The sequence below is a fragment of the Cupriavidus sp. SZY C1 genome (genome assembly GCF_032190535.1).
GTDB classification, from domain to species: Bacteria; Pseudomonadota; Gammaproteobacteria; order Burkholderiales; family Burkholderiaceae; genus Cupriavidus; species Cupriavidus pauculus_C.
This window is the reverse complement of sequence record NZ_JAUANU010000008.1, coordinates 111,552-126,910: the sequence shown is the minus strand read 5'-3', so window position 1 is coordinate 126,910 and position 15,359 is coordinate 111,552. Positions and strand designations below refer to the sequence as shown.

The 15,359-nt window shown below is 67.6% G+C and carries 15 protein-coding genes; 10 read left to right on the top strand and 5 right to left on the bottom strand.

Going from position 1 to position 15,359, the window contains the following annotated elements; translation table 11 throughout:
- Positions 1-16: 16 nt before the first annotated feature.
- The 10 genes from phaC (at position 17) to QTN24_RS14570 (ending at position 10,615) form a co-directional block, all read left to right on the top strand.
- Entirely contained in the window at positions 17-1,936 is a 1,920-nt protein-coding gene (gene phaC / locus QTN24_RS14615; protein WP_313837830.1) for a class I poly(R)-hydroxyalkanoic acid synthase, read from the top strand.
- A 75-nt stretch (positions 1,937-2,011) separates the two neighbouring features.
- Positions 2,012-3,190, top strand: coding sequence for an acetyl-CoA C-acetyltransferase (locus tag QTN24_RS14610; RefSeq protein ID WP_124684437.1), 1,179 nt, complete (start codon positions 2,012-2,014; stop codon positions 3,188-3,190).
- A gap of 111 nt (positions 3,191-3,301) precedes the next feature.
- Positions 3,302-4,042 carry a 3-ketoacyl-ACP reductase gene (locus QTN24_RS14605; protein ID WP_124684436.1) on the top strand — a complete coding sequence of 247 codons (741 nt, stop codon included), beginning with the start codon at positions 3,302-3,304 and terminating at the stop codon, positions 4,040-4,042.
- Positions 4,043-4,453: 411 nt separating this feature from the next.
- Positions 4,454-5,005, top strand: a complete 552-nt coding sequence (phaR, locus tag QTN24_RS14600) for a polyhydroxyalkanoate synthesis repressor PhaR (RefSeq protein ID WP_124684435.1) — start codon at positions 4,454-4,456, stop codon at positions 5,003-5,005.
- A gap of 154 nt (positions 5,006-5,159) precedes the next feature.
- Complete coding sequence (locus QTN24_RS14595; protein ID WP_313837884.1) at positions 5,160-5,462, top strand: type II toxin-antitoxin system HigB family toxin; 303 nt, start codon at positions 5,160-5,162, stop codon at positions 5,460-5,462.
- Positions 5,463-5,465: 3 nt separating this feature from the next.
- Positions 5,466-5,822 (top strand): transcriptional regulator, encoded by a 357-nt coding sequence (locus QTN24_RS14590; RefSeq protein WP_313837829.1) that lies wholly within the window; start codon positions 5,466-5,468, stop codon positions 5,820-5,822.
- A 157-nt stretch (positions 5,823-5,979) separates the two neighbouring features.
- Positions 5,980-7,353: a 30S ribosomal protein S12 methylthiotransferase RimO gene (gene rimO / locus QTN24_RS14585; protein ID WP_124684434.1), complete on the top strand. Its 1,374-nt coding sequence runs from the start codon at positions 5,980-5,982 to the stop codon at positions 7,351-7,353.
- A 115-nt stretch (positions 7,354-7,468) separates the two neighbouring features.
- A complete protein-coding gene (bktB, locus tag QTN24_RS14580) occupies positions 7,469-8,653 on the top strand; it encodes a beta-ketothiolase BktB (RefSeq protein ID WP_124684433.1) in 1,185 nt (394 codons plus the stop codon).
- 85 nt (positions 8,654-8,738) lie between these two features.
- On the top strand, positions 8,739-9,305 hold the full coding sequence (locus tag QTN24_RS14575) for a hypothetical protein (protein ID WP_313837883.1): 567 nt from the start codon (positions 8,739-8,741) through the stop codon (positions 9,303-9,305).
- A 95-nt stretch (positions 9,306-9,400) separates the two neighbouring features.
- Complete coding sequence (locus QTN24_RS14570) at positions 9,401-10,615, top strand: cystathionine beta-lyase (protein WP_313837828.1); 1,215 nt, start codon at positions 9,401-9,403, stop codon at positions 10,613-10,615.
- Positions 10,616-10,687: 72 nt separating this feature from the next.
- On the opposite strand, the gene QTN24_RS14565 is transcribed toward QTN24_RS14570, so the two are convergent.
- The 5 genes from QTN24_RS14565 to argE form a co-directional block, all read right to left on the bottom strand.
- Positions 10,688-12,319 (bottom strand): PepSY-associated TM helix domain-containing protein, encoded by a 1,632-nt coding sequence (locus tag QTN24_RS14565; RefSeq protein ID WP_313837827.1) that lies wholly within the window; start codon positions 12,317-12,319, stop codon positions 10,688-10,690.
- Positions 12,320-12,329: 10 nt separating this feature from the next.
- Positions 12,330-12,620, bottom strand: coding sequence for a hypothetical protein (locus tag QTN24_RS14560; RefSeq protein ID WP_313837826.1), 291 nt, complete (start codon positions 12,618-12,620; stop codon positions 12,330-12,332).
- Positions 12,617-12,850 carry a hypothetical protein gene (locus tag QTN24_RS14555; RefSeq protein WP_253699871.1) on the bottom strand — a complete coding sequence of 78 codons (234 nt, stop codon included), beginning with the start codon at positions 12,848-12,850 and terminating at the stop codon, positions 12,617-12,619. The genes QTN24_RS14560 and QTN24_RS14555 overlap by 4 nt, the downstream gene beginning before the upstream one ends.
- Before the next feature lie 337 nt (positions 12,851-13,187).
- On the bottom strand, positions 13,188-14,042 hold the full coding sequence (gene serB, locus QTN24_RS14550; RefSeq protein ID WP_313837825.1) for a phosphoserine phosphatase SerB: 855 nt from the start codon (positions 14,040-14,042) through the stop codon (positions 13,188-13,190).
- Positions 14,043-14,144: 102 nt separating this feature from the next.
- The gene (gene argE / locus QTN24_RS14545) at positions 14,145-15,353 is read right to left on the bottom strand and encodes an acetylornithine deacetylase (protein WP_313837824.1); all 1,209 of its coding nucleotides are present in this window, start codon (positions 15,351-15,353) and stop codon (positions 14,145-14,147) included.
- Positions 15,354-15,359: the final 6 nt, after the last annotated feature.

Sequence of the window (15,359 nt, the reverse complement as noted above, 5' to 3'; positions counted from 1 at the left end):
GAGAGACGATCACATCATGGCGACCGGCAAAGGTGCGGCATCTTCCGGACCGGAAGACAAGTCCCAACCGTTTCAATTTGCGCCGGGGCCATTCGATCCAGCGGCATGGCTGGAATGGTCCCGTCAGTGGGTACCCGAAGCCAACGGCGCCATGCCGGCCGGTTTTCCGGCGGGCCTGGCCGGCGCGTTCCCGGCCGGATTCCAGGGCGCCATGCCGGGCGGATTTCCTGGTGGATTCCCCGGCGGCGACGCCTTCGCCAAGGCGTTCCAGCAAGCCTTTGCGGCCGGCGGCGTCAACGGCGCCGCAGTCAAGATCGCCCCGGACCAGCTCGCCGCCATCCAGCAGCGCTACATGCAGGACTTTGCCGAACTGTGGCGCGAGATGGGCGAGGGCGCCATGGCCGCCAACGGCACGCCTGCCGGCAATGGCGACGGCGGGGCCGCCAGCCAGCGCCTGTCCGATCGCCGCTTTGCCAGCCCGGCCTGGCGCAACAATGCCCCCTACCGCTACACCGCCGCGTTTTACCTGCTGACCGCCCGCGCGATGACCGAGATGGCCGACGCCGTCGAGGCGGACCCGAAGGTGCGCCAGCGCATCCGCTTTGCCGTGTCGCAGTGGGTCGACGCCATGTCGCCGGCCAACTTCCTCGCGCTGAACCCCGATGCCCAGCAGCGCCTGATCGAATCGGGCGGCGAATCGCTGCGCAACGGCGTGCGCAACATGCTGGAAGACCTGCAGCGCGGCAAGATCTCGCAGACCGACGAGGCCGCCTTCGAGGTGGGCCGCAACGTTGCCGTGACCGAAGGCGCCGTGGTCTACGAAAACGAATACTTCCAGCTGCTGCAATACCAGCCGCTGACCGACAAGGTCTACGCGCGGCCGCTGCTGCTGGTGCCGCCGTGCATCAACAAGTACTACATCCTCGATCTCCAGCCGGAAAGCTCGCTGGTGCGCCATGCCGTGGAGAACGGCCACACCGTGTTCCTGGTGTCGTGGCGCAACCCGGACGCGTCGATGGCCGAGCGTACCTGGGACGACTACATCGAGCACGCGGCCATCCGTGCGATTGAGGTGGCGCGCGACATCAGCGGGCAGGACAAGATCAACGTGCTGGGCTTCTGCGTGGGCGGCACCATCGTCTCCACGGCGCTGGCCGTGCTGGCCGCGCGCGGCGAACAGCCGGCCGCCAGCCTGACGCTGCTGACCACGCTGCTCGATTTCTCGGACACCGGCATCCTCGACGTCTTCGTCGACGAGGCCCACGTGCAGCTGCGCGAAGCCACGCTGGGCGGCGCGGCCGGCGCGCCGTGCGGGCTGCTGCGCGGCGTGGAGCTGGCGAACACGTTCTCGTTCCTGCGGCCCAACGATCTGGTCTGGAACTACGTGGTCGACAACTACCTCAAGGGCAACACGCCGGTGCCGTTCGACCTGCTGTTCTGGAACGGCGACGCCACCAACCTGCCGGGGCCGTGGTACTGCTGGTACCTGCGCCACACGTACCTGCAGGACGAACTGAAGGTGCCCGGCAAGCTGACCGTCTGCAACGCGCCGGTGGACCTGGGCGCCATCGACGTGCCGACCTATATCTACGGGTCGCGCGAGGACCACATCGTGCCGTGGACGTCGGCATACGCCTCCACCGCGCTGCTGAACAACAAGCTGCGCTTCGTGCTGGGCGCGTCCGGGCACATTGCCGGCGTGATCAATCCGCCGGCCAAGAAGAAGCGCAGCCACTGGACCAACGACGCGCTGCCCGCCACCGCGCAGGAATGGCTGGCCGGCGCGCAGGAGCATCCGGGTAGCTGGTGGCCCGACTGGATGGCCTGGCTGGGCAAGCAGGCGGGGCAGAAGCGCGCCGCGGCGGCGTCGCTGGGCAACGCCCACTACCCGGTCATCGAACCCGCGCCGGGACGCTACGTCAAGCAGCGCGCCTGATTCTCACCTGGGCCGGGCGGCATGTCCGGCCCGCATCGAACCGATCCGCGATCCGATTTCTTGAAAGGACCTCAAATGACCGACATCGTCATTGTTTCCGCAGCCCGCACCGCAGTTGGCAAGTTCGGCGGCTCCCTGGCGAAGATTCCCGCGCCGGAACTGGGCGCCATCGTGATCAAGGCCGCGCTGGAGCGCGCCGGCGTCAAGCCGGACCAGGTGAGCGAAGTGATCATGGGCCAGGTGCTGACGGCCGGCTCGGGCCAGAACCCGGCGCGCCAGGCGTCGCGCAAGGCCGGCCTGCCCGACATGGTGCCGGCCATGACCATCAACAAGGTGTGCGGCTCGGGCCTGAAGGCCGTGATGCTGGCCGCCAATGCCATCCTGGCCGGCGAGGCCGAGATCGTGGTGGCCGGCGGCATGGAGAACATGAGCGCCGCCCCGCACGTGCTGCCGGGCTCGCGCGACGGCTTCCGCATGGGTGACGCCAAGCTGGTCGACACGATGATCGTCGACGGCCTGTGGGACGTGTACAACCAGTACCACATGGGCATCACGGCCGAGAACGTCGCCAAGGAATACGGCATCACGCGCGAGGCGCAGGACGAATTCGCCGTCGGTTCGCAGAACAAGGCCGAGGCTGCCCAGAAGGCGGGCAAGTTCGACGAGGAAATCGTGCCGGTGATGATTCCCCAGCGCAAGGGCGACCCGGTGGCGTTCAAGACCGACGAGTTCGTGCGCCACGGCGCCACGCTGGACAGCCTGGCCGGGCTGAAGCCGGCGTTCGACAAGGCCGGCACGGTGACGGCCGCCAACGCGTCGGGCCTGAACGACGGCGCCGCCGCCGTGGTGGTCATGTCGGCCGCCAAGGCCAAGGAACTGGGCCTGACGCCGCTGGCGACGATCAAGGCGTACGCCAACGCCGGCGTGGACCCGGCCGTGATGGGCATGGGCCCGGTGCCGGCCAGCAAGCGCTGCCTGTCGCGCGCGGGCTGGGAGGTCAAGGATCTGGACCTGATGGAGATCAACGAGGCGTTCGCCGCCCAGGCGCTGGCCGTGCATCAGCAGATGGGCTGGGACCAGTCGAAGATCAACGTGAACGGTGGCGCCATCGCCATCGGCCATCCGATCGGTGCATCGGGCTGCCGCATTCTGGTGACCCTGTTGCACGAAATGAAGCGTCGCGACGCGAAGAAGGGCCTGGCCTCGCTGTGCATCGGCGGCGGCATGGGTGTGGCGCTGGCAGTGGAGCGTTGAAGGGCAGTGCATTGAGGGGTGATCCGGCGGCCCGTACCGAGGAAGGCGGCCGCCGCGATCGACAATAACGACCAAGCTTCGATCCCGACGATCGAGCAACCAGGAGTGGATATGACTCAGCGCATTGCATATGTGACCGGCGGCATGGGCGGCATCGGAACCGCGATCTGCCAGCGCCTGGCGAAGGACGGCTTCACGGTGGTGGCGGGCTGCGGCCCGAACTCGCCGCGCCGTGAGAAATGGCTGGAACAGCAGCGCGCGCTTGGCTTCGAGTTCATCGCGTCCGAAGGCAACGTGGCCGACTGGGATTCGACCAAGGCCGCGTTCGACAAGGTCAAGTCCGAGGTCGGCGAGGTGGACGTGCTGATCAACAACGCCGGCATCACGCGCGACGTGGTGTTCCGCAAGATGACCCGCGCCGACTGGGACGCGGTGATCGACACCAACCTGACATCGCTGTTCAACGTGACCAAGCAGGTCATCGACGGCATGGCCGACCGCGGCTGGGGCCGCATCGTCAATATTTCGTCGGTGAACGGCCAGAAGGGCCAGTTCGGCCAGACCAACTACTCCACGGCCAAGGCCGGCCTGCACGGCTTCACGATGGCGCTGGCGCAGGAGATGGCGACCAAGGGCGTGACCGTCAACACGGTGTCGCCGGGCTATATCGCCACGGACATGGTCAAGTCGATCCGCCAGGACGTGCTGGACAAGATCGTGGCGACGATTCCGGTCAAGCGCCTGGGCGAGCCGGAAGAGATTGCGTCGATCTGCGCCTGGCTGGCGTCGGAGGAGTCGGGTTTCTCGACCGGCGCCGACTTCTCGCTGAACGGCGGCCTGCACATGGGCTGACGCCCGGCGGCGCGGTGCGCAGCGCGGCCGCTTGATGCGCCGCATCCAGCGCACTGCACAAGCCGGGGGCCGCCGTCCCCGGTTGCCGGCCCAACGCCGTCCCGCGCCTGCTGGCGCCGGGCGGCGTTTTTGTTTGAAACGCCGTTTTGCTGCGGGTTTTCCTTAAAGCCGGCCCGCTTTCCATAGTGCTTTCTTGAGCATAGAATCAGGGCAATGGCGCAACCGGCACCAAAGTAGAGCGCTTGGCTTAGGGTCTGGTCCGGTTGTATCTTGCGCGGCGCAGGCGCCCGGCACCCCCGGGACGCGGCCCCAATTGCGCACTGCATCGCATGCGGTGCAGCAGCGTTGCCGAGGCGGCGCAGCAGCGGATGCCCCCGCCGGCATCAGCGACGACAAAAGGATAGAGCATCGATGGCCACGACCAAGAAAGGCGCAGAGCGACTGATCAAGAAATATCCCAATCGCCGGCTCTACGATACGCAGACCAGCACCTACATCACGCTCGCGGACGTCAAGCAGCTTGTCATGGACACCGAGGACTTCAAGGTCGTCGACGCCAAGTCGGGCGAGGAACTCACGCGCAGCATCCTGCTGCAGATCATCCTGGAAGAGGAAACGGGCGGCGTGCCGATGTTCTCCAGCGCCATGCTGTCGCAGATCATCCGTTTCTACGGCCACGCGATGCAGGGCATGATGGGCACCTACCTGGAAAAGAACATCCAGGCGTTCATCGACATCCAGAACAAGCTGGCCGAGAACTCCAAGGGCCTGTATTCGGGCGAGGCGTTCAGCCCCGACATGTGGTCGCAGTTCATGAACCTGCAGGGCCCGATGATGCAGGGCATGATGAGCAACTACATCGAGCAGAGCAAGAACCTGTTCGTGCAGATGCAGGAACAGATGCAGAACCAGGCCAAGAGCATGTTCGGCACGTTCCCGTTCAACCAGACGGACAAGAAGTAACGCCGCCTGGCGGCCGCCCGAAGGCGGCTGGAAGAAGGGCCCTGCGAGGTTTGCAGGGCTTTTTGCTTTGGCGGGGCGCAATGGACAAAGTGGCTTGGAAGGCATTGATCGCGCACCGTTGCCTTGGTCCCAAAATGGGACTAAGATGCATGGCATGCGAGTCATTGCGAAACGAAACCTGCTGGCCTTCTGCGAACGGCATCCTTTGGCCAGGCAACCGCTGCTGGCGTGGCACGAGGAAGCGCTGCAGGGAAAGTGGGCAACGCCGCAAGACATCAAGGACCGCTACGGGTCGGCAAGCTTCGTCGGCCGTAACCGCGTGGTGTTCAACATCGGCGGCAACAAGTACCGGCTGATTGTCGCTGTGGCCTACCAGCTCGGCGTCGTCTACGTGAAGTTCGTAGGCACCCACGCGGAATACGATTCCGTCGACGCGGCGACTGTGGAAATGGAGTAAGGCATGGACATTCGACCTCTGCACACTGAAGACGACTACAAGGCCGCGCTGGCCGATGTGTCGGCGCTCGTCGACATGGATCCCGCCCCGGGAAGCCCGGAAGGTGACCGCCTGGAGGTGATGGCGACGCTGATCGAGCGCTACGAAGCCGCCCGCTTTCCGCTGGAGCACCCGGACCCCATCGAGGCCATCCGGTTTCGGATGGAGCAGGGCGGGCTGACACCGCGCGACATGGAGCCGTACATTGGCAACCTGAACCGAGTGTACGAAGTGCTCAACCGCAAGCGCGGCCTGAGCTTGTCGATGATCCGCCGGCTTAACCAGGAGCTGAAGATTCCCGCCGAGGTGCTGATCGCCTGATTCGGACGCCCCGCCCGGAGGACGCCCGATCAGGGTAAAATCTCCGCCTTTCACGGCAAGGACGGCGCCCGGCAGGCTCGCCGCATGCCGTCAGTCCAGCGCGGCGCGCCACCGGGGACGGTCGGCCGCCCAGATACCCCCACATTCGCGGTGCCCCATGTCGTCTGAAACCAATCTGTCCAATCCTGCGCCGAAAGTCGGCTTTGTGTCACTTGGCTGCCCGAAGGCCCTTGTGGATTCGGAGCAGATCATCACGCAATTGCGCGCCGAGGGGTATGCCATCAGCGGCACCTACGACGGCGCCGACCTGGTGGTCGTGAACACCTGCGGCTTTATCGACGAAGCGGTGCAGGAAAGCCTGGACGCCATCGGCGAAGCGCTGACCGAGAACGGCAAGGTGATCGTCACCGGCTGTCTCGGGGCCAAGAAGGACGCGGCGGGGCAGGATATCGTGTCGTCGGTCCATCCGAAGGTGCTGGCCGTGACCGGCCCGCACGCGCTGGGCGAGGTCATGCAGGCGGTGCACACCCACCTGCCCAAGCCGCACGACCCGTTCACCGACCTGGTGCCGGCCGCCGGCATCAAGCTCACGCCCAAGCACTACGCCTACCTGAAGATTTCGGAAGGCTGCAACCACCGCTGCTCGTTCTGCATCATCCCGTCGATGCGCGGCGACCTCGTGTCGCGGCCGGTGGCGGAAGTCATGCTCGAAGCCGAGAACCTGTTCAAGGCCGGCGTCAAGGAGTTGCTGGTCATCTCGCAGGACACCAGCGCCTATGGCGTCGACGTCAAGTACCGCACGGGCTTCTGGGCCGGCCGGCCGCTCAAGACCCGCATGACCGAACTGGTGGCGGCGCTGGGCGAACTGGCCAGCCAGTACGGCGCCTGGGTGCGCCTGCACTATGTCTACCCGTATCCGCACGTCGACGAGGTCATCCCGCTGATGAACCAGGGCCACGTGCTGCCGTACCTGGACGTGCCGCTGCAGCACGCCCACCCCGACGTGCTCAAGCGCATGAAGCGTCCGGCCAATGCCGAAAAGACGCTCGACCGCATCCGCGCCTGGCGTGAGATCTGCCCGGAGCTGACCATCCGCAGCACCTTCATCGCCGGCTTCCCCGGCGAGACCGAGGCCGAATTCCAGACGCTGCTCGATTTCATCGCCGAAGCCGAACTGGACCGCGTGGGCTGCTTTGCCTACTCGCCGGTGGAGGGCGCCACGGCCAACGACCTGCCGGGCGCGCTGCCCGACGCGGTGCGCGAAGAGCGCCGCGCGCGCTTCATGGAAGTGGCCGAGGCCGTGTCGGCCCGCCGGCTGCAGCGCAAGGTGGGCCAGACGCTGCGCGTGCTGGTGGACGAGGTCAACCAGGATGGGGGCATCGGCCGGTCGTCGGCCGACGCGCCCGAGATCGACGGGCTGGTCTACATCGACCCTGCCGCCAAGCCGTCGCAGCGCTACAAGACTGGCGACTTCGTGAACGTCCGGATTACCGGCGCCGACGGCCACGACCTGTGGGGTGAAATCGCCTGACGGAGACCGTCCCGCCGGCGTGCTCAACCAGACAATTAGGTAAAAGTACGGTCGTTCGCTTTTGGCGGTGGACGACTATACTGTGCACCGCAACATGAACGCATGGAGACGAGACATGGCACGTGAAGTGGTGGTTGTCAGCGGTGTGCGCACCGCCATTGGTACCTTCGGCGGCAGCCTGAAGGATCTGGCCCCGACCGAAATGGGCGCCCTGGTGGTACGCGAGGCGCTGGCCCGCGCGTCGGTGTCCGGCGACGACGTCGGCCACGTGGTGTTCGGCAACGTCATCCAGACCGAGCCCAAGGACATGTACCTGGGCCGCGTGGCGGCCGTGAACGGCGGGGTGTCGATCCACGCGCCGGCCATGACCGTGAACCGCCTGTGCGGCTCGGGCCTGCAGGCCATCGTCAGCGCGGCGCAGACCATCCTGCTGGGCGACGCCGAGGTCGCCATCGGCGGCGGCGCCGAGAGCATGAGCCGCGCGCCGTACCTGGCGCCGATGGCGCGCTGGGGCGCCCGCATGGGCGATGCCAAGCTGATCGACATGATGCTGGGCGCGCTGCATGACCCGTTCCACACGATCCACATGGGCGTGACGGCCGAGAACGTGGCCCGGGAATACGACATTTCGCGCCAGCAGCAGGATGAGACGGCGCTGGAATCGCACCGCCGCGCGTCGGCCGCGATCAAGGCCGGCTACTTCAAGGACCAGATCGTCCCGGTCACGCTGAAGTCCCGCAAGGGCGACGTGGTGTTCGACACCGACGAGCACGTGCGGCACGAGGCGACGATGGACGACATGGCCAAGCTCAAGCCGGTGTTCGTCAAGGAAAACGGCACGGTCACGGCCGGCAATGCGTCCGGCCTGAACGACGCGGCCGCGGCCGTGGTGCTGATGGAGCGCGCCGAAGCCGAGCGCCGCGGGCTGAAGCCGCTGGCGCGCCTGGTGTCGTACGGCCATGCCGGCGTCGATCCGAAGACGATGGGCATCGGCCCGGTGCCCGCCACCAAGATCGCGCTGGAGCGCGCCGGCCTGTCGGTCAAGGACCTCGACGTCATCGAAGCCAACGAGGCATTCGCCGCCCAGGCGTGCGCCGTCACCAAGGCGCTGGGCCTGGATCCGGCCAAGGTCAACCCGAACGGCTCGGGCATCTCGCTGGGCCATCCGATCGGTGCCACCGGCGCGCTGATCACGGTCAAGGCCGTGCACGAGCTGCAGCGCGTCCAGGGCCGCTACGCGCTGGTGACGATGTGCATCGGCGGCGGCCAGGGGATTGCCGCAATCTTCGAGCGCGTTTAAAGTCACCCGACGCCCATCGCCCGAGGAAGCGCCCTTGTCCCGTCCTGTCCTGCCCCGCACGTTTTGCCTGTCGATCCTGGCCGGAATGCTGGCGTTGCCCGCCGCAGCGCTGGCCGCCGGGCCGGAGTCGTTGTCGACGGGCGGGCAGGGCGGCTTCGGCATCAACGATGCCATCAAGTCCGGCGAGGCCAGGCGCGGGACAAGCCTGTCGACCGGGCCGGCGCGGATGCTGGCACCCCGGCAGGAATATTCGCAGTACCCGGTCTACGTCGGCACGGTTGGCGACAAACCGGTCAAGATGCGCATCGCGCCCAAGACCGACACCCGGGACAGCCTGCAGGGCGAGTACTCGATTGGCGACGGCAAGGGCGTGCGGCTGTTGTCCGGCGAATGGGACAACGGCACCTTCCTGATGGAGGAGTCCGACGACGGCACGCGGGTGTCCGGCAACTGGGAAGGCCAGATCGACCGGAACGGCGCGGTGCGCGGCACGTGGACCGACGCCTACGACCCGGCCATCGTCCTGCCGTTCCTGATCCGGCCGTTCGGCGGCTACCTGGTGATCCCGCCATTCGACATGACGCCCAGCAGCGGCGTCACCTACGCGCCACCGCCGCCCAAGTCGTCGATCACGACGACCAAGCCCCGCTAGGTTCTCCGCCCGGCAGCGGCGCCCAGCCGCGTGGCGGGCGCGGCATTTGCTGGTAAGCTCGGACGTTCGATCCGTCTTCTCCAGGGAACCACGCCGTGTCCGCTTCCGACTCGTCCAACCACCCGCCGCGCTTTATCCAGACCACCGCCGTCCAACCCGATCTCGACATCGCGCCGGGCTTTGCCTCGTTCTCCACGCCCACGTATCGCGGTTCCACCATCGTGTTCCGCAACCTGGCCGAGCTGCGCGCCTATGGCGATGCCAGCAAAACCTACTGGCGCTACGGCCTGCACGCCACCCCCACCAGCGAGGCGCTGTGCCAGCAACTGGCCCAGATCGAAGGCGGCCGCCACACGCTGCTGCTGCCGTCGGGCATGGGGGCGATCTCGCTGGTCTACTTTGCGCTGCTGCGGTCGGGTGACGACGTGCTGGTGCCGGACAACGTCTACGGCCCCAACCGCGACCACGGCGAATGGCTGGCGCGTGAGTATGGCGTGACGGTGCGCTACTACCACCCGTCCATCGGCGCGGGCATCGAGGCGCTGATCCAGCCCAACACGCGGCTGATCTGGATGGAGGCGCCCGGCTCCGTGACGATGGAAGTGCCGGACTGCGACGCCATCGTGGCCGCCGCCCGCGCGCGCGGCGTGCTGACCGCCATCGACAACACCTGGTCGGCGGGCGTCTACTTCAAGCCGTTCGACAAGGGCATCGACATCTCGGTGCAGGCGCTGACCAAGTACCAGTCGGGCGGCAGCGACGTGCTGATGGGCGCCGTAATCACGCGCGACGACGAGGTCCACGACCGGCTCAAGCGCACCCGCATGATCATGGGCTGGGGCGTCTCGGCCGACGATTGCTTCCTGGTGCTGCGCGGGCTGGCGAGCATGCCCGTGCGGCTGGCCGCCCATGACCGCGCGGCGCGCGAAGTGGCGGAATGGCTGAAGCAGCGGCCCGAAGTCACGCGGGTACTGCACCCGGCGCTGCCCGACTGCCCCGGCCATGCCGAGTGGGCGCGCGACTTCACGGGCGCCGGCGGCCTGTTTTCGATCATCCTGCACGACCGGTACTCGCGCGAACAGGTGGACGCCTTTGTCGAGGCGCTGAAGCTGTTTGCCATCGGCTGGTCATGGGGTGGGGCGCACAGCCTGGCGGTGCCGTACCACGTCGATACGATGCGCCCGGCCGGCACGTGGCCGCCCGCCGGCTGGGAGAACGCCGGCGAACTGGTGCGGCTGTATATCGGCCTGGAGGACACCCGCGACCTGATCGGCGACCTGAAGCAGGCGATGGAGACCCAGCTCCGCTGAACCTCCGCCCCGCGCCATCCGGCCAACAAAAAAGCCCCGCGAATGCGGGGCTTTTGCATGGGAAGTCCGATCTCAGGAGGCGTCGGCCTTGCGCATCGTGGCCTGCGGCGCCGCCTCGGGCGTCGCGCTGCGGATGGCCCAGACCGACTCGGCCGGGCCGTTCTGCGCGCGGCGCTGCGTGGCACGGGCCAGCGCGACGTAGCCTACCGCCAGCGCCAGGCCGCCAATGTCGAACCCGGCAATCACCCAGCGGCCGTTGAGCGCCGCCGCGAACAGGTGGTCGCCGGTCAGCACCCAGTTGGACACCGGCACGGCCAGCGTCGCCAGCGCCGCCACGTAGAGCAGCTCCACGGCCGCCCGGATCGGCGGACGGATCAGCGCCCAGGCCAGGGACAGCCCGAATGCCGGCCAGAACACGTAGCTGACGGCACGCTCCGGCCACAGCAGCGCGGCCGGGAAGCACAGCGCCACGCCGATACAGGTGCCGATGCAGACGCCGACCGTGGCCTGCGCCAGCAGCTTGTGCACGCGCGGCTGCTCGGCCTGGCGCGACTTGCGCCGCGTCTCGATCCACAGCAGATTGCCCGAGTAGAACAGGAACGCCCCGGCCAGCCCGGCGATCAGGTACACCAGCCGCACGGCCAGGTCGCCATAGGTGCCGTAGTGCAGCGCGAACATGGCGCTGTACACCATGTGGTTCGTGTCGCGCGCGCCAGCCGTCTGGTTGGCGATCAACTGGCCGGCGTTCGGCTCGTTGGCGGCGGCATGGATGCCGACCGAGCCGCCGTTGCCCAGCGCCCGCACGCTGTCGCCGCGCACTTCCGCCACGGCGTTGGCGTCGCCATAGCGCTGGAAGCGGATCGCGCTCGGGGTAAAGCGTTCGCCGCCGTGCTCGCGTGCGATGGCCAGCAACTGGGCCGACGACATCGTCGGCGAGGGCCGGCCCGACGCCGACACCTCGGGCGTGGCGCTGGTCACGCGCGGCACCACCTCGAACAGCTTGCCGTCGAACGTCAGCATGTTGAACACCATCACCATGACCAGCGACAGGCAGAAGAATGCGCCCGTCACCGCGAAGATCAGGTGGAACGGCAGGCTGAACAGGCCCAGCACGTTGTGGGTGTCCATCCAGAACCGCTTGAGGTTGCGGCCCGGGCGGACCGAGAACAGGTCCTTCTTCAGGCGCGGCAGGTGCAGGATCACGCCCGACACCAGCGCCAGCCCGTACAGCACCGAGATCACGCCCATGAAGTACATGCCGTTCAGCCCCAGGCCCAGCGAGTAGTGCAGGGCGTTCAGGAAGGCCGACAGCTCGCCGGTCACGTGGTCCAGCGACGTGTCGTTCTGGGCCGCCTTGTCGCCGCCCAGCCGCTCGCCGCTCATCGTGTGCCACTCGCCGGCCTTGTCCTGCCAGTAGGCGTTGAAGTCCGGCTCTTCCTCGCTCGGCAGGCCAACGTAGACGCTGTTGGCGGCGTCCGGGTGGACGGCGATCAGCTTCTGCACGAAGGCGTCGATGGCGGGCCCCTCGACGTGGACCTCCGTGGCGTGCCGGCCTTCCAGCCGGTCCGGGTTCTGCCACACGTGCAGCTCGTGGTGGAACACGGTGATGGCGCCCGCGAAGAACGCGATGAACAGCGCCCAGCCGGCCATCAGGCCGACCCAGGTATGGAGCGTATTGAAGACGCGCAGGGTATTGGGTTTCATGAGCATTTCCTCAATGGCCCAAGCCCGTCGACGCGGGGGGCATTGCATGCATGAGGCGGACCGCCCAGAGCGTGCCGTAGCAGAACAGGTTGCCGCCGATCAGCCAGAGCCACGCGGCGCGGCTGGTCTGGCACAGCAGGCTCAGGCTGATGATGGCCACCCACAGGACGAAACTGAGCATGATGGCGAGCACGACGCCGCCTTCCCAGCCGCCCGGCAGCCAGAGAATGCCGAGCGTGCAGAGCGCGATGGCCAGCGGCAGGCCCAGCAGCGCGCCGGCAAGCCATTTGGTGCCGATCATGATGCGCTCCCTTCGCCCGGCATGTCGTCGTAGCGCTTGTGGTGGATCCAGGTGCCGATGAACGGCCAGGCGGACAGGCTGCAGGTCAGCGTCACCAGCGTGGCGGCGATGGCCACGGGCCAGCCCTCGGGCACGCTCATGACCCACGTGCCGGCCACGGCCAGCGCGACGCCGAGCCAGAACAGCAGGCGCGGCGGCAGCGGGGCGCGGCCGTCGTTGCTGGCGTCCACGCAAAGCACCTGGTTAGGGGCGGAAAGATAGAGGCACGCCGCGGCGGCCAGGGATAGAAGTACGGCAAACGCTTGCATGCGTCGGGCAACCCGGTGGGGATCGGTCAGGCGGGAAAGGACTAATAATAATGATTCGCATTTGATTTCACAAGGAAATCAAGGCCTTATGTTGCAGTGCCGTGCGCATGTGACCGAAATGCCAATGACGGAAATGTAATGTGACAGGCGCATCGAACTGTGCGCGCAGTCAGTGCCGGACGGCGGGCAGGTAGTGAAGCTGCCGCCGACGGACGTCAGCGGCGGAACAGGGGAGCCGGCCGCGTGGCCGGTACGCCGCTCAGCGGGGGAACAGGTTCAGCAGGCCGTCCAGCCCCACGTGGTTGAACGCGACGCTGGCCTGCGCCCGCACCACGGGTTTGGCGCGGAAGGCCACCGACAGCCCCGCCACGGCCATCATCTTGAGGTCGTTCGAGCCGTCGCCCATGACGATGGCCTGCGACGGATCGGCGCCGATCTGCGCGCACACCTCGCGTACGGTGCGGGCCTTGACATCGGCATTGACGATTTCGCCCACCACGTTGCCGGTCAGCTTGCCGTCGACGATTTCCAGCGTGTTGGCGCGCGTGAAATCGAGCTTGAGCCGGGGCTTGAGCTGGTCGGTGAAGTGGACAAAGCCGCCCGACACCAGCAGCGTCTTCAGCCCCAGCGCCTGCACGGCCTCCAGCATCTGCTCGGCGCCCGGCGACAGGCGCAGGCGCTCGGCGTAGACGCGGTCGAGCACGCTGGCGTCCAGGCCCTTGAGCAGCGCCACGCGGCGGCGCAGGCTTTCGTTGAAATCGGTGATCTCGCCGCGCATGGCGGCCTCGGTGATGGCCGACACCTCGGCCTTGAGCCCGCAGAAATCGGCAATCTCGTCGATGCATTCGATCGTGATCAGCGTCGAATCCATATCCATCGCCACGAGCCGGAAGTCCGACAGCTTGCGGCCGGCCGGCACCACGGCCCAGTCGATGCCGCGTGCGCCGCACACGGCGTCCAGCGCGTCGCGCAGGGCCGGGGTCAGCGAATCGCAGTCCTCGGCGGCGGCCACGGTGTCGCTGCGCGGGGCGAAGGCGGAAGCGTTGGCCACCTTGCGCACGGCATCGAGGTCAGCGGCGGACAGCGGGGACAGGCTCTGGAGAATCAGGGGCATGACGGCAGGAAACGGATACGGGCGGCCGGGTGGGGCGGCCGGGAGGGCGGTATTGTACTGCGCGGCGGCCGGCTCCCGCACGGGCGGGGGCCGGCTGGCCGATCAGGCCACGCGCAGGCTGTCCACGACCTTGTGCAGGAACGCTTCGCACGCGGCCAGCTGGTCCAGCGCGACGAATTCGTCGGGCTTGTGGGCCTGCTGGATGTCGCCGGGGCCGCAGACCACGGCCGGGATGCCGGCGCGCTGGAACAGCCCGGCCTCGGTGCCGTAGGCCACCTTGTTGGTCTCGCGGTCGGCGGTCAGCGCGCGCACCAGTTGCGTGATGGCGTCGGACTCGGCCGCGTCCAGCGACGGCGCCGCCGCGATCTTGCTGATCGCCATGCCGGCATCCACGTGCTCGGCGCGCATCTTCGGCACCAGCACGTCGTTCACGTACTGCTGGATCCGCGCCAGGATGGCCTCGGGGTCCACGCCGGGCAGGTTGCGGAACTCGAACACGAACTCGCACTCGGCCGGGATCGTGTTCAGCGCGATGCCGCCGTGGATCGTGCCGGTGGACGCGGTCGTGAACGGCACGTCGAACGCCTGGTCGTACGGGCCGTTGGCCTTGAACTCGTCGGCGATGTCGCGGATATAGCAGATCAGCCGCGCCGCGTACTCGATGGCGTTGACGCCCTTGGGCGTCAGCGACGAGTGGGCCGCCTGGCCCTTCACGCAGCAGCGGTAGGCGTTGATGCCCTTGTGCGCCACGATCACGCGCATGCTGGTCGGCTCGCCGACGATGCAGCCGGCCGGCGTTACGCCGCGGTCGCGCAGTTCGGCCAGCAGGTACGGCGCGCCCATGCAGCCGATTTCCTCGTCGAACGACAGCGCGTAGTGCACCGGCTCGCGCAGCCTTGCGTCCAGGATGGTCGGCAGCAGCGCCAGGCTGGTGCCGATGAAACCCTTCATGTCGCAGGTGCCGCGGCCGTACAGCCGGCCGTCGCGGATCACGGGCTTGAACGGGTCGGTGGTCCAGTTCTGGCCGTCCACGGGCACCACGTCGGTGTGGCCGGACAGCACGATGCCGCCGTCGGTGGCGCCGTTGGCGGCCGGCACCGTGACGAACAGGTTGGCCTTGTCGCCGGCCGGGTTGTAGCTCAGGTGCGGGCGCAGGCCCTTGGCCAGGAAGTGGTCGCGCACCACTTCGATCAGGCCCAGGTTCGAGTGGCGCGACGTGGTGTCGAACGACACCAGGCGCTGGGTCCAGTCCAGCGCGCTGCCGCGCTGCGGGGCTTCGTGGTCGGCGGTGCGGGGGGCGGCGGCTTGCATGGGCGG